The 15,280-nt window shown below is 27.2% G+C and carries 11 protein-coding genes and 1 pseudogene; 4 read left to right on the top strand and 8 right to left on the bottom strand.

Annotated features, from left to right (window positions below; all coding sequences use genetic code 4):
- Positions 1–252: 252 nt before the first annotated feature.
- From ACM0IS_RS02395 to ACM0IS_RS02410, 4 genes and pseudogenes are all read right to left on the bottom strand, one after another.
- Positions 253–1,848, bottom strand: a pseudogene (locus ACM0IS_RS02395) (IS1634 family transposase).
- A gap of 148 nt (positions 1,849–1,996) precedes the next feature.
- Entirely contained in the window at positions 1,997–2,857 is an 861-nt protein-coding gene (locus ACM0IS_RS02400; protein ID WP_416755896.1) for a hypothetical protein, read from the bottom strand.
- Positions 2,858–3,021: 164 nt separating this feature from the next.
- Complete coding sequence (gene topA / locus ACM0IS_RS02405; protein WP_416755897.1) at positions 3,022–4,896, bottom strand: type I DNA topoisomerase; 1,875 nt, start codon at positions 4,894–4,896, stop codon at positions 3,022–3,024.
- 126 nt (positions 4,897–5,022) lie between these two features.
- Complete coding sequence (locus ACM0IS_RS02410; protein ID WP_416755898.1) at positions 5,023–6,300, bottom strand: amidohydrolase; 1,278 nt, start codon at positions 6,298–6,300, stop codon at positions 5,023–5,025.
- Positions 6,301–6,489: 189 nt separating this feature from the next.
- Here ACM0IS_RS02410 and ACM0IS_RS02415 point away from each other — a divergent pair, with 189 nt between their 5' ends.
- Positions 6,490–7,803 (top strand): IS30 family transposase, encoded by a 1,314-nt coding sequence (locus ACM0IS_RS02415; protein ID WP_416755899.1) that lies wholly within the window; start codon positions 6,490–6,492, stop codon positions 7,801–7,803.
- A 1,182-nt stretch (positions 7,804–8,985) separates the two neighbouring features.
- On the opposite strand, the gene ACM0IS_RS02420 is transcribed toward ACM0IS_RS02415, so the two are convergent.
- From ACM0IS_RS02420 to ACM0IS_RS02435, 4 genes are all read right to left on the bottom strand, one after another.
- Positions 8,986–9,378: a hypothetical protein gene (locus ACM0IS_RS02420; protein WP_416755900.1), complete on the bottom strand. Its 393-nt coding sequence runs from the start codon at positions 9,376–9,378 to the stop codon at positions 8,986–8,988.
- 8 nt (positions 9,379–9,386) lie between these two features.
- Positions 9,387–9,548, bottom strand: coding sequence for a hypothetical protein (locus ACM0IS_RS02425; RefSeq protein WP_416755901.1), 162 nt, complete (start codon positions 9,546–9,548; stop codon positions 9,387–9,389).
- Positions 9,549–9,655: 107 nt separating this feature from the next.
- Positions 9,656–10,612: an Mbov_0400 family ICE element protein gene (locus tag ACM0IS_RS02430; RefSeq protein ID WP_416755902.1), complete on the bottom strand. Its 957-nt coding sequence runs from the start codon at positions 10,610–10,612 to the stop codon at positions 9,656–9,658.
- Positions 10,613–10,829: 217 nt separating this feature from the next.
- Positions 10,830–12,407: a type IV secretory system conjugative DNA transfer family protein gene (locus tag ACM0IS_RS02435; protein WP_416755903.1), complete on the bottom strand. Its 1,578-nt coding sequence runs from the start codon at positions 12,405–12,407 to the stop codon at positions 10,830–10,832.
- A 191-nt stretch (positions 12,408–12,598) separates the two neighbouring features.
- Between ACM0IS_RS02435 and ACM0IS_RS02440 the strand changes: the two genes are divergently transcribed.
- The 3 genes from ACM0IS_RS02440 to ACM0IS_RS02450 all read left to right on the top strand — a co-directional run bounded on the left by ACM0IS_RS02440 (position 12,599) and on the right by ACM0IS_RS02450 (position 15,237).
- The gene (locus ACM0IS_RS02440; protein WP_416755904.1) at positions 12,599–13,753 is read left to right on the top strand and encodes a restriction endonuclease subunit S; all 1,155 of its coding nucleotides are present in this window, start codon (positions 12,599–12,601) and stop codon (positions 13,751–13,753) included.
- Between the two features lie 165 nt (positions 13,754–13,918).
- Positions 13,919–14,752, top strand: a complete 834-nt coding sequence (locus ACM0IS_RS02445) for a hypothetical protein (RefSeq protein ID WP_416755905.1) — start codon at positions 13,919–13,921, stop codon at positions 14,750–14,752.
- On the top strand, positions 14,647–15,237 hold the full coding sequence (locus ACM0IS_RS02450) for an IS30 family transposase (protein WP_416755906.1): 591 nt from the start codon (positions 14,647–14,649) through the stop codon (positions 15,235–15,237). The genes ACM0IS_RS02445 and ACM0IS_RS02450 overlap by 106 nt, the downstream gene beginning before the upstream one ends.
- Positions 15,238–15,280 lie beyond the last annotated feature (43 nt).

Consider the following 15,280-nt stretch of genomic DNA (forward strand, 5'->3'; position numbering starts at 1 on the left):
TATCTTTTAAAAAATCATATTTATTTGTTAATATAATTTTTAAATTAAAAATTTAGGAGTAAATAAAAAAATCTAGAATAAACTAGATTTTAAAATCATTAAAAATAAATTGCAATATTAAGTTATTCCATCTCAATATCATTAATAAATGTTTCTTCATTTGCTTCTTCATCTGAAACTTTTCCTACGTTTCCCAGCAGTAGCATAATAAAATAAACCAGCCACAGTGAATGCTGTAGTTGGTTTGAAACTTTATTTAATATTTAAATGATTAAAAATATTTAATATTAATTGGTAGTCTTCCCAGCTTTGTTGTAAGGCTGGGTTTTTGATTTCGATTGTATTTATAAGTTTTTTGTCAAAATAGTGTTCAACTTGTTTAACATCATTAATCATAGTAATGATTCTAGATGTAGTCATTTTATCCTTCTAAGCAAGACCTAAAAAATCATTAATTTTATAGGTAAGGAATTTTAACATTACTAAAGAAAGGAAACATAAACAAATATATCCTTGTATATTTTTTCATGTAGAAAGATACATTGGTCTTAATGATAATGCACCTTTTAATGTTCTAAAGTTTTCTTCAGCCTGTCATTGTTTTGCATATAGCTCAACGATTTCTGTTTCTTTAAGATCAACTCTATTAGTTTCGTAAACATAAAATCCATCGAATTTTTCATCTTCTAGGACTTTATCATAGTCTAATTCATAAAAACCTGACTTATCTGTTGGTTTAAAGAAACGATATTTCTTTCCTCCAACCATATCTTCATATGACACTTTTCCATTTTTAGCTTTCTTATTGAAGTTATCAATAAGAATTTTTCTATCTTCATAGTCTTTTTTGCTCTTTTTTCACTAAAAGTGATTATTTGTTTTCTAGTGTGACCATTTTTTCTTCCATTACGGTATAGAGATATTATCTCTCTGCTCTTATATAAGAGTCCATTTTCATTAATGTAATCCTTTTCACTAAGAACATATTCTTTGAATTCTTTTGAACCTTTTTTCATTCTGTATGAAATAATGTAATTTAGTTTTTTATCTTCTAAAAATCTTATATTTTTATTTACAGACATTCCTTTATCAGCAATAACAGTAACTGTGGTTATGTTGTATATTTTTGCAGTTCAAGTATAAAAGGAATAAAAGTAGATGAATCAGCTGTATTTCCGGGAAAACTTTGTAGTGCACTGGTATACCATTACTATCAGTGGCGAGTCCAATAACGATTTGGTCTTCTTTAAATTTTCCATCTTTTGAATAACCTGGTTTCTTATAACCATCTCGACTAAATGTTTCAAAATAAGCTGTTGTTGAGTCAAATCAAACTATACTTACATCTCTTTTGTACTCATTTTTCATGGTTTCATTTATATTGCTTAAGTATTTGATTTTTGTTATCAGCAATATATTCTAGTGATCTATAAAACGAATTTTTAGAATAAAAATCTTGTTTTTCTTTAGTTGCATTTTTGTATGTAGCATAAACACTTAGTGGATTTTTAATTCTTTGATATATTTGTTGCTTTACAACATCATTTAAACTTACTGATTTTGTAGTTTTACAATCCTTGAAAATATCAAAATAATCAATTAATCGAGAAATTAAGTCGAGTCCAACAAATTTTTCATATGTCTCATTTATTTTAGGGCTTTTATTTTTGATCTTTTATTAATTTCATTAATAACCTCTTCTTTAGTCATTGAGAGAGGAAGAGTTTTTATAATTTGTTTTATTTTTTCGACTGAATTTTCTTGATATTTATCAAAATCTTCTTCATATCCTATCCCGAATCTTACAGCATATCCTGTTTTGTTTGTGCTTTGATATCCAACAGATATATAAGTTCCTTTTTGTCTTTTAGATCTTGAAATTATTCAATTTATTTCATGTAGGTTCTTCTTTTTCATGAATATATTATACCACATTTAGTAGCATAGTAGCATAATATTTATATTTTTTTCAAAAATATAGCCACCTAAAAAGTGACTATATTTGGCCCAAGTGGGAAGCGTAGGTTAGATATTTTTCAACATCTAGATTGTCCCTATTTTCATAGGCATCATTCATTATTGTCTTGAACAATTTAAAGCCACTTTGGTGTATAAGATTAGGGTAATATATATTATTTATATCTTTTACAAATGAGGATATATCATCTGAGTTATTATAATTAAATGAACTAAAATTGTTTTTAAACAAAGTATTGATGTCACCTTCACCAAATGCAATATTGAAATTTCTTAGTATTGATGTTTTTGTATAAATATCATAAAACTTATCATCATTATAGAAATTTCAATATTTATTATCGGTGTTGTCTGAATTATTAATTTTTGGAATTTCTTTGTCTACAGACAAGCTTTTTACCCATTCTAAGAATGTATAAATTGCATAATAATCTCTTATTTTGTCTTTATCTAGAACTTCTTTAAATTTTTTAAATAATTTCGTAACATTATCAATAGTAACAATAGCTTTTGTTTCAAGACCACTGCCAAAATGCTTATTTATATTTTGCATTATGTCATAATATTTATCGGGATTATTTAGCTCTTTTTCAACTTTTTGTTTTATATCATTGTGTGATTTAATATTGCTAAATATATCTCATTTATTCAAGAAATCATCAATTGTTTGATTATTTTGCATAATTGGGAATTTTCTTATAAAAGCATCATCATTACTTTTAATTCATTCCATAATTCTTTGCACATCAATGGCCCTTAAATCAATATCGGCCTGGTCATTTTCACTATTAACTTCTTCATTATTTTCAGAAGTTGCAACCGCAATAACAGGAGCAGCTGCCAAAGGCATTAATGCTACATATTTACTTATTTTTTTCATATTTATCTCACTTTCCTTACTATCATTCTTACTTTTATTCTATATCTTTTAAAAAATCATATTTATTTGTTAATATAATTTTTAAATTAAAAATTTAGGAGTAAATAAAAAAATCTAGAATAAACTAGATTTTAAAATCATTAAAAATAAATTGCAATATTAAGTTATTCCATCTCAATATCATTAATAAATGTTTCTTCATTTGCTTCTTCATCTGAAACTTTTTCAGCTTCAGGCAAGCTAGCTGTATATTTACATTTTGGGAAGTTTTTACATGCAACAAAAGGTTGATTTTTCTTATTAAATCTTTGAACTAAGATTCCTCCATCTTCTGGACATGGTGTATCGAATTCTTTTAGTGGGAATGTGTAAGTTTCAATTTTACTATCAGCTTCTTCAAATTCTGTAGCAAATTTATCTCAAAAGTTTTGCATTACAACATTTTTGCTAATTTTATCTTCAGCAATTAAGTCTAATTCATCTTCTACTTGTGCTGTATAAGTTTCATTAATGATGTTAGGGAAGCCTGAAATTAAGTCCTTAAGAACAATTTCTCCAAATTCAGTCGGAACTAAAGCATTTGATTCTTTAACTGCAAAATTTCTATCTTTAACTATTTTTACAGTAGCAGCAAAGGTAGAAGGTCTACCAACTTTTATATTGTCTAAAGCTTCAATTAATGAACCATCATTATATCTAGCTGTTGGCTTTGTTTCGTGATCTTCAAAAATAAATTCCTCTACTGGAACAACTTGGTTTACTTGGTAGTTTGGATTAATATCTTCTGTTTCTTTTCCAGTAACCACATAATATCCATCATATTTAATTTTAGAATATGAATTTCTAAATGTATATGTTCCATTTTGATATGTATAAGATGTAATTTCTCTAATTGGTTGTTTAATTAAGGCTTGTAATGTATTTTCATAAATCATTTTATAAATTTTATATTCTGAGTCTGTCAAGTTATAAAGTGCTTTTGCGCTTGCTGGAGTTAATTCAATATGCGTAGGTCTTATTGCCTCATGGGCATCCTGATCTCCACTAAATCCTTTAACTTCACTCGCAATATAATCTGCACCTCATTTTTGCTTAATATAGCTATGTGCTTGGTCTATAAAGTCTTGAGAAAGACGTGTTGAATCAGTTCTTGGATATGAAATTAACCCGCCATCTCCAAATCCTTCATAAAGTTTTTGCAACACATATTGTGTAGTTTGTGAAGAGAGTGGTGATTTACGATAAATAACAGCTTGCTTAAATGGTTGCATTGCAGCAACTTTTCTTTCGGCTACTTTTATATCTGCAACAACAAGTTCTTTTTTAGCTGTAGCAAAGTATTTTTGAAATTTTTCCAATTGTTCGTTATTTATTCAATCTTTTCGATCTCCTGAAACTGTAGCATCATAATAATAAGCAAAATTATCATTTTCTATTTTAACTGATAATGTTGCATATTTTTCCGGCACGAATGCTCTAATTTCGTTTTCACGATCAACAATTAATTTTAAAGCAATACTTTGAACTCTTCCGGCAGTTGGAGTTCCTGGTGCTTGTTTTAATTTAGTACGCATTAGTTTTGAAAGTCTAAAACCAATAATTCTATCAAGCATTCTACGAGCCTTTTGAGCATCAATTAAGTTAAAGTCTAACTCTTGAGGTTTAGCTAAAGCTTTTAAAATTACATCCTTAGTAATTTCGTTATATTTAATTCTTGAATATCTATCTTGTAATTTTAAATATTCAACTAAATGATATCCAATCGCTTCCCCTTCACGGTCCGGGTCAGTTGCGATATAGATATGTTTAGCATTTTTAACAGCAGCCTTTAGTTCTGAAATTACTTTTTTCTTACTTGAGTCAGCACTATATTCTGGCTCTCAATTTTCCATATCAATTCCAAAACCATAAGTTCCTGTAGTTTTCATTTTCAAAATGTGGCCAACACTAGCAATTACTTGATAGTCATCTCCCACATACTTTTGAATTGTATTTACCTTATTAGGTGATTCGACAATAATTAAATTCTTTGTTCCCATAATTAGTTATAACTATACCTTTATTTTTTGAAATTTAAAAATATTTTTTTATATTTTCTTAAAATGCTATCTCTTAATTATTTATTTAATAATTAAAAAAGATAAAGAAAAATGCCTTGTAAGCATTTACTTAATGAGTTCATGGTAAACTGCATTGACTTGTTTCATTAATTCATTTGCATCAGCTGTTTTAAATTGATGATCTTCATAAACAATTTTTCCATTAATAATAGTTGTGTAAACATCTTTACTGTTTGTTGAATAAACTAATGAATTAATAACATTAGCACTTGGTGTGTGATTAATGTTATGAATATCAACTAAAATTAAATCAGCTAAATATCCTGCTTTAACTTTCCCTAAGCTTTCTTCCATGTGTAAAGCTTTAGCTCCATTAACTGTAGCCATTTTTAAAGTTTCTCAAGCAGGTAAATTAGTAGGATTATCATATACACCTTTTTGAATTAATGAAGCAAACTTCATTTCCTCAAACATGTCTAAATTATTATTTGATGCAGCTCCATCAGTACCTAAGCAGACATTAATTCCTTCAGCTAACAATTTACTTACAGGTAAAACTCCTGAAGCAAGTTTTAAGTTTGAACAAGGGTTATGAGCTATTGAACATCCAACTTCTTTAATTAATTTAATATCTGCATCAGTTAAATGCACTCCATGTCCAACAACTGTTTGACTGGTTAAATTACCTGTTTTATATGCTTCTTGCAATGAATTCATTCCATATTTAGCAATAGCATTTTGTACTTCTGCTTTAGATTCATTTAAATGAATTGTATGTAAGTTTTTTAATTCCTTATGTAAGTTACCACAAGCTACCAAGTCAGATTCATCATTAGTATAAACTGAATGTGGTGCTACAACACCTTGAATCAAATCATTATCTTTATATTGTGCATATAATTCTTTAGTTTCTTTTAAATTACGTTCAAGTGAATCCTTAGTAATTCCAATTCCTAAATAAGCTCTAATATTAACTTCACTGGCTGCACGTGCTACCTGATCTTCATAAAAGTACATATCTAAAAATGTTGTAGTACCACTAGAAATCATTTCTAGCATTCCTAATTTTGCTCCATAATAAACATCTTTTGGAGTCATTTTACTTTCAATTGGAAAAATATTATTAAATAACCAATCTTCTAAGTTAACATCATCAGCATGATTTCTTAACATTGTCATTGCTATATGAGTATGGCAATTAATTAATCCAGGCATTAAAACATTGCCATTGGCATCAATCACTTTATCAGCTTTAAACTCAGGATCTAATTCAGGAGTAACTTTTACTATATATTTATCTTGAATATAAACGTTACCATGAGGAATAACTTTATTTTCATCTTCCATAGTAACTATTGTTGCATTTTTAATTAAAATTCTCATTTCAGCTCCTTTATTAAAAAAGTATTAAAACAATTATATTACAAAATTATTTCTTAATAGCATTCTGCTACAAAAATAAAAATTAAAAAGATGACATTCCACTAAAGGTAAAGTGGAGCTGTCATCTTTTTTGGTTCCTGTTGTAAAATTAGTGTACAAAAAACAAAAGAAAGGAACCAATTTAATTATATGATAACTGCAACTAAAATGCACAAGAAAAATATAATTTGTGTTGAAACAGAAATAAGAATAGACAATTTTGATAACACAAAAAAACAAATTACAAAATGCGAACATTTTATTTTGAGACCTTACAAGGATAAAACATTAAAGACTAAACTTGACAATGAACTTAACAAAGCTAGAAAGCAAAACACTAATTATTTCCAATTAAGTAACTTATCTTGTTTGTTTGATAACTTACAGAGATACAATAGCTTAATTGAAATCTCTAAAGTGATGAATATAAATATTAAAACAATCAAAAGTAACATCGAAAACGCTGCTGAAGAATACAAATATACAACAACAGCAAAATGTAAGAGATGTAAATCAAAGATGATGACTGTTACATATTTATCGCTAGAAGAATGAACTTATACAAAAATTGCATTAGCTCAGAATATTTATGAGTCAAATGTAATGAAAAGTTGTGAAAGATTAAAACCAATACAAGACTTTTTGATTGAGTGAAGTAATTTAAGAAAGAAATACAAAAAATTAAGAAAAGAAAATCCTGATATGGATCTTGGTGAAAATATTAAATATACCATGCAAGTATCAGCAGCTCGTTTATTAGATGAATATACCAAGAAATATAAAGGTCAAAATGTGTTTATCCCTACACTAAAGACATTTTATAATGCAATAGACACTAAATTAGATATCGACTTCAGTATGTTTGTGGGTAAAAAAGGAATGAGCAATTCATCATTTGACAAATCTCAAAAGAAGAAAAAACGAAAATACACAAAGTCAAAAATTCAAGGCGCAACTTCTATTCATAATAGAGATGAAAGCATAAACAACCGCGAAGAAGCTGGACATTACGAAATGGATACAGTTGTGTTTAATAAGTCTAGCAAACTTATTTTAGTAACTGTTTATGAAAGAAAATCAAGATTAGGATATGCGATGCTTTCAAAAAGAGATGCTCAATCAGTTGTTAAAACTGTCCAAAAAATCATTAAACTTTATGGTCTTACAATTAAGACATTAACAATAGATAATGGCTCTGAAAACACATTATTGCACACAATTCCAGGAATAGGAAAAATCTATACTTGTGACCCTTATTCTTCGTATCAAAAAGGTGGAATTGAATGTTGACACAAAGAATTACGAAAGTTTATTCCAAAAGGAAAATATTATTCCTGAATAAATGATCAAAACATAATGAACATTTGCCATATTATCAATAGCTCAAAAAGAGAATATAAAATTCCGGGTAGTTTATACACTGTGCGCATGAGTGCATATGAATTTTATTCAACATATTGTTAAAAAATAGCAAACTTTTAAAATAACCTCATCAAATTTTTATGGGTGAGGTGCCTTTTCTACTGCTTTTTTTATAAAAAACCTTTAAAATTAAAACAACATTGGTTTTACAATCAAAATTAGACCTTTAGTGGAAAATCATATTTTTAATTTAGGAACCGTGAAAATTAAGTATGTAGCGTATCTGCTACTTCAATAGTATTATACTACTTTCGCAATTTTTTTAATATTTTTTCTATTTTTTCACTTTTTCCAGTTTTTTCCAATCGAATTTTTCGTAGAAAAATTACACGCGTGCGTATGCGCGCCCTTTTAAGGCAAGATAAGCACTGCATCAAACCACTTACCGTGGTGCAGTTTTTTATCTTGTAAATTACGTAGTAATTTATTTAAAGTATTTTTATGTATTAAATTTGCATCAGCAAATTAAAATCTGATGCAAATCTGCATCACTTTGACAAAAATAGAAAACATATTACATAGTAATATGAATTTTTCAATTTTGTGCATCAAATCTGCATCACCACATTTTTGCTAATAAAATAATGTACAGTATCCAGACTTCAGATTTCCGTACATTATTTTTAATTTTATAGCTTCATAACTATATAAAGCCTGTGCTTTTTGAATGTGTTTTTGCATTTAGCATATACAAAATGTTCAGTAAAACAAGAACGTTTTATTCTTTTTCCTTCTTTATTTCATATCCCCTTTTTGTTATTATCGATGTATTTTATAAATGCTCTAATGTGTGCTTTCAGCTCATTATTTTCGTATTTAAGCTCGTCAAATTCAGCCATAAAAATATTCATCAAACTATCACAATCTTGTAAAGTTTTGTATTCAAAAACATACTCGAATAAATCATATCATCGAGCATTAAAAGTTTTTGAATATCAATTTTTAAAGAAATTTTTATATGGATTATTACTATGTTTAGAATATCCTATAGCCTTTCTTGTAACAAATTTTAAGTGAAATAAATCTAAAATGTAATGAGCTTGTATATTATTAGCGATTGTTTTTATTCAATTTGCACCATCCGCTTTTAGATATAATTTTGTCCCTTTGCTTGTAAATTCATTAATGCTGTTTAAAATATGATTTTCAAAATCATTAATTTTTTACCACTAGTTTTTGAATTTTTATCCCCTAAAAGCATTAGCATCACTACACCATTTTTACCTATTTTATTATCTTGCTTAGAGTGAATAACAGCTTGTCTAAAACAATGCTTTTTGAACTTATTTTAGAGTTTACACCATTATATGTATCATCTATTTCAATATCAATATCAGAGTTACAATCATTTAGCTTTTTTGATTTTATTTCATCAATTAATCTATTATTTTCTTCTTCTATATTTTTATCAATCCCGAGTAGTCTTATTCAATATTTAATATGATTAGCTGATATTCTTTTTCCATTAATGGACCCAATATTTTCACCATTCAGATACTTATAGCATAAATCATTCATTAACTCATAATCATATTTATATTTCATTATCTGTTTCATAATATCATCGTGATAATATGTAAATCTCTTTACTTTTCCATTTATTCTAGTTTCGTACATAGTAATATTTAATAAAAATGTACCGTACTTTGTAATAAATTTCTTTTGTTTTCTACGACATATATTTCACGTCGGGAATTTATCTTTTCTCTGAATTCTTTTTCTTTATTATTTAATGTATCAACAAATTGCTGCATTTGCAATTGTGCAATATTAATTAGTTTTTTCATTATTTAATTATAAAAAAAGTCAAAAAAAATACAGCGAATAATCAGCTGTTCATAAATATATTAGCAATATTATAACACATAAAATTAAGTTATAGCTAAAAATATTTTTATATTTTGGTTTTTATTACTCCATCATTATCTTCTATAATTTCTTCATCATTATTTAAAGTTTCGCCATCTTCTATTAATGTATCGTTATTTAGTAATTCATCTGTTTTAGAAGTTTCTTTTTCTTTGCTTATATTATTAAGCACAATAAAAGTAAATTCATCTATATTCACAAATTCTAATGAGGTCATATCATCATTTATTTTTAATAAAGGTAAAGGATATTTTGTAATATCTTTACTAATTATTACTTTAAATTGAGGTATCAACTTACCATATTGTGTTCTAATTCCATTTTGCTTAATATCATTATCAATGATATCGTATAGTTCACCAATTTCATATACATTATTATTTTCTTTATAGTCTTTAAACATATCATTTTCACCACTATTCTTTAAAATATATTTACCCAAATTAAAAAGTAGCGTGTTTTTATAAAATTCATATTCTTTTTCATCATTAATTTTGTATGTATTTCTCTGTTTAATCATTTTTGAATACACTTTTAATTCATTATCAAAATCTATTTCTTGAATTGTAGCTTTTTGATTATTTATATTTAAAAATATATTTGATATTATCTCAAGCTGTTTTTCACTTTTTAAATCATTTAATGTATAAAATTGTTTTTCTCTATAAATTTTATGAAACTTATCACTATCCATTATTTGGATATTAGCTGTATCAACTCAAGAATTCTTAGATCATTTATCATTTAAATCATCATCTTTAGTTATTTCTACTTCAAAAGGCAATTTTTTTGATGCATCTTTTGCTCCTCTTATAGGTAAGTAATAAGTTTTATTATTTATTTCAAATATAATTAGTGGTCTATTATTATACCCGGTGAAATGAGACAAAATTGATTTACCTTCATCATCAAAAATGATTGTTTCATTTGCTTTAGTATATGCATTAGTTTTTTTATCTCTAATTATCTTTAATTCTTCCATTCTTCCTCCATATTAAATTATATTAATTTTTTAAGCGAATGGAATTGTCCCAAAAACCTTTATTAATTAGATGATAAAAAAATCTACTTTTTCAAGTAGATTTATTAGTAACAGGCCTATGAACAAACCACTATTTAGACAACTCAAGCCTGAATGTCTTTATCTAAATTGTATCCGTTTGCGCTAGTGTTCCACCGCGGTGTACAATAGGCTTATCTTAATGCTTCCTCGTGGTGCATCTTCATTTTGATGTTTCTTGTGTTATATCAATTGCATTTTGATATAGCTGAGTAACAAATAGTGAAATAAGAAATCTCATTTTCGTTTTAGCATCATTGTATTTAATGTAAATAGCGAATGGTTGCTCACCTCTTAATAATTCCTTTACATCAAACGTATCATTACTTGTTAGACTTGAAATTTCCGGAGATGCAGCAAAAGGAGCGCATAAATCCGAAGCATTAAATAAAGCTGATGTTAATGTATCTTTATTAGTATTAAAATAAATTTCTCAGCTAGCATAAAGTTTCTTTCATTCATCGTTTTTATATCTATATTTTTTAAGTTTCTCAACCCATTTTCCTTTTTTAAAATTGTTTTCGCTAATAAATTGCATCACATTAGCAATTGAAAAGTCATTTAGTTTAAAATTATCATCTTCAAGTGAGTACAATAGCATAAATTTAAGAACCAATTCAACGATATCAACACCTTTTCTTTCTCAAATATCATTTTCATTTTTATTTTCAGATATAGATTTGGAAACAGCATTCATAACGTCGCTTATACTTTCATATGCACGTGATATTTCATACTGTGTGATTTCATCTTTTGGTTTATTATGAACTTGTTCTCAAGCAAGTTTAAGTGGATTTCATTTAATAGATTTTCTTGTATCTACTAAATCAAAAACAACAATTTTATATCCATTATTTTTAAGTATATTTCCACTCGATGCTAATATTTCACCTTTAGGGTCTGTGATAACTAAATTACTTTTAGACTTTACACTTGCAAGGTACTCAATATAAAAGTAACATCACCCGTTCTTTCGAAACCGAGTTCAGTTATATCCATCAGTCTTATGTAAAGAATATTCTAAATCACAACAGTGTTTACACAGTTGTTTATCAATATTAAATTCTTCATCATTTAACATTTTTTCTTCAAGTTCTTCTTTTGTATATGTTTCGAAAACAGGTTTATCTAATTTGTATGAATTTTTTTCAGTGCAAAAAACATCATTGAAATCACAATTCAATAAAACTTCAGAAATCAATTTAAGTTGTTTATATATTGTTACTCTACTAATTCCAAGAAATCTAAATGCTTTGTTAGGTAAGTCAACGTTTTCTAAATCTTTCTTACTACGTACTTTAACTAACATTTTTTGGGAAATTCATAATGTAATAAAATTCCCAGCAAATAATAAATTCCATTTAACATCATTATCAATTGAAATATATTTTTCACCATATTTTGCATATTGAATTTCATCATTAACTTTAAATTCTTTTTTAGCTTTCTTGATGATTAAATTATTTGCGACTAAATATTTTGTAGCACCTCAAAGTGTATTCAAACTAATTCCGTATTCTTCACTCATTTCTTTAAGTGAAATACATTCATTGTTTTCTTCTTTGTGTTTCATTAGCATTAAAACAAAAAAGTACATTTTTTTGTGAAAAAGCAAGCTAAACTCTCTGTTAACACAAACTTTCATACCTTTAAGTGTATTAATAGCTTTATCATTCATATTAACGTAATCTTTAGCATCAAATTTTGTGTTTTCCATAATTCACCTCACTTTTTCATTTACGCAAGGCTTAATTAAAAAGCCCTACTTCTTTTTTGAAGTAGAGCTACACACTCATTTTTCACGGTCCCTTAATTTATATCTGCTACAAAAATGCTTCATTTTAGTAACTTCGTATTTAGCTATGATAAAATTATTTTATAACAAGTTAGCTTGAGATGGAGAGAGATATGCAAAAGCAAAAATTAGCGCCAGAAATAAGATTTAGTGGATATAATACCGAGTGAAATTTAAAAACATTAGAACAAATAGTAGAAATAACCTTCGGGCAGTCTCCTTTATCCATTTATTATACTGATAAAAAAACTGATCACATTTTAGTTCAAGGAAATGCTGACGTAAAAAATAGATGAGTATATCCAAGAATTTATACATCTCAGATAACGAAAAGGGCTTTCATTGGCGATATTATTTTTTCTGTAAGAGCACCCGTAGGCTCAGTGGCAAGGTCTAATTATGATATTGTAATAGGAAGAGGAGTTGCAGCAATAAAGGGAGATGATTTCATATATTTCAATTTATTGTGAAAAGAAATTAGTCAGTTTTGAAAATCTAAATCTAGCGGGTCAACATTTGATTCTATAGCTTCTTTGGAGCTAGAGAAATCTGAAATCAGTGTTCCAAGTGATCTATCTGAACAACAAAAAATAGGGCAATTCTTTTCAAACCTTGACTCACTTATTCAATCTCAAGAATTAAAACTCGAAAAACTTAATGAAGTAAAACAATCATTGCTAAACAAAATGTTTGCTTTAAAAAATCAAAAATTCCCACAAATAAGATTTAAAGGATTTGAGGATGAATGGAATTTAGATAAAGTTTGCAATTTATTTAAAATAACAAGAGGGGAAGTACTATCTCAAAATCAGATATCTGAATTTCAAAATGAAATATATACTTACCCAGTATACTCTTCTCAAACATTAAGAAACGGATTAATGGGATATTATAAAGAATATTTATTTGAAAATTGCATCACTTGAACAACTGATGGGGCAAATGCGGGAACTGTGAAATTTAGAAATGAAAAATTTTATTGTACAAATGTTTGTGGTGTACTGGAACAAGGAATACTAAAGCCCAACTCTTGCGTTGCAGAGCTACTGAATATTGTTGCTCCTAATTATGTTACTAGAGCAGGAAATCCGAAATTAATGAACTCAACAATGGGAGAGATAATGATTAATTACCCTAATTCGACAATTGAATCTAGTAAAATCAGCACTCTTTTTATGTCAATTGACTCCTTAATATCTTCTCAAGAACTAAAACTCGAAAAGCTTAACAACATTAAGCAAGCTTTATTAGAAAAAATGTTTTGTTAATATATTTTCATTTTGGAAGTATATTTTTATTCTTTTCGCTGTCTAATATTAGTAAAAATTAAAAAGATGACATTCCACTAAAGGTAAAGTGGAGCTGTCATCTTTTTTGGTTCCTGTTGTAAAATTAGTGTACAAAAAACAAAAGAAAGGAACCAATTTAATTATATGATAACTGCAACTAAAATGCACAAGAAAAATATAATTTGTGTTGAAACAGAAATAAGAATAGACAATTTTGATAACACAAAAAAACAAATTACAAAATGCGAACATTTTATTTTGAGACCTTACAAGGATAAAACATTAAAGACTAAACTTGACAATGAACTTAACAAAGCTAGAAAGCAAAACACTAATTATTTCCAATTAAGTAACTTATCTTGTTTGTTTGATAACTTACAGAGATACAATAGCTTAATTGAAATCTCTAAAGTGATGAATATAAATATTAAAACAATCAAAAGTAACATCGAAAACGCTGCTGAAGAATACAAATATACAACAACAGCAAAATGTAAGAGATGTAAATCAAAGATGATGACTGTTACATATTTATCGCTAGAAGAATGAACTTATACAAAAATTGCATTAGCTCAGAATATTTATGAGTCAAATGTAATGAAAAGTTGTGAAAGATTAAAACCAATACAAGACTTTTTGATTGAGTGAAGTAATTTAAGAAAGAAATACAAAAAATTAAGAAAAGAAAATCCTGATATGGATCTTGGTGAAAATATTAAATATACCATGCAAGTATCAGCAGCTCGTTTATTAGATGAATATACCAAGAAATATAAAGGTCAAAATGTGTTTATCCCTACACTAAAGACATTTTATAATGCAATAGACACTAAATTAGATATCGACTTCAGTATGTTTGTGGGTAAAAAGGAATGAGCAATTCATCATTTGACAAATCTCAAAAGAAGAAAAAACGAAAATACACAAAGTCAAAAATTCAAGGCGCAACTTCTATTCATAATAGAGATGAAAGCATAAACAACCGCGAAGAAGCTGGACATTACGAAATGGATACAGTTGTGTTTAATAAGTCTAGCAAACTTATTTTAGTAACTGTTTATGAAAGAAAATCAAGATTAGGATATGCGATGCTTTCAAAAAGAGATGCTCAATCAGTTGTTAAAACTGTCCAAAAAATCATTAAACTTTATGGTCTTACAATTAAGACATTAACAATAGATAATGGCTCTGAAAACACATTATTGCACACAATTCCAGGAATAGGAAAAATCTATACTTGTGACCCTTATTCTTCGTATCAAAAAGGTGGAATTGAATGTTGACACAAAGAATTACGAAAGTTTATTCCAAAAGGAAAATATTATTCCTGAATAAATGATCAAAACATAATGAACATTTGCCATATTATCAATAGCTCAAAAGAGAATATAAAATTCCGGGTAGTTTATACACTGTGCGCATGAGTGCATATGAATTTTATTCAACATATTGTTAAAAAATAGCAAACTTTTAAAATAACCTCATCAAATTTTTATGGGTGAGGTG

The organism is Mycoplasma aquilae ATCC BAA-1896 (genome assembly GCF_048074525.1).
Classification (GTDB): Bacteria; Bacillota_I; Bacilli_A; order Mycoplasmatales; family Metamycoplasmataceae; genus Mycoplasmopsis; species Mycoplasmopsis aquilae.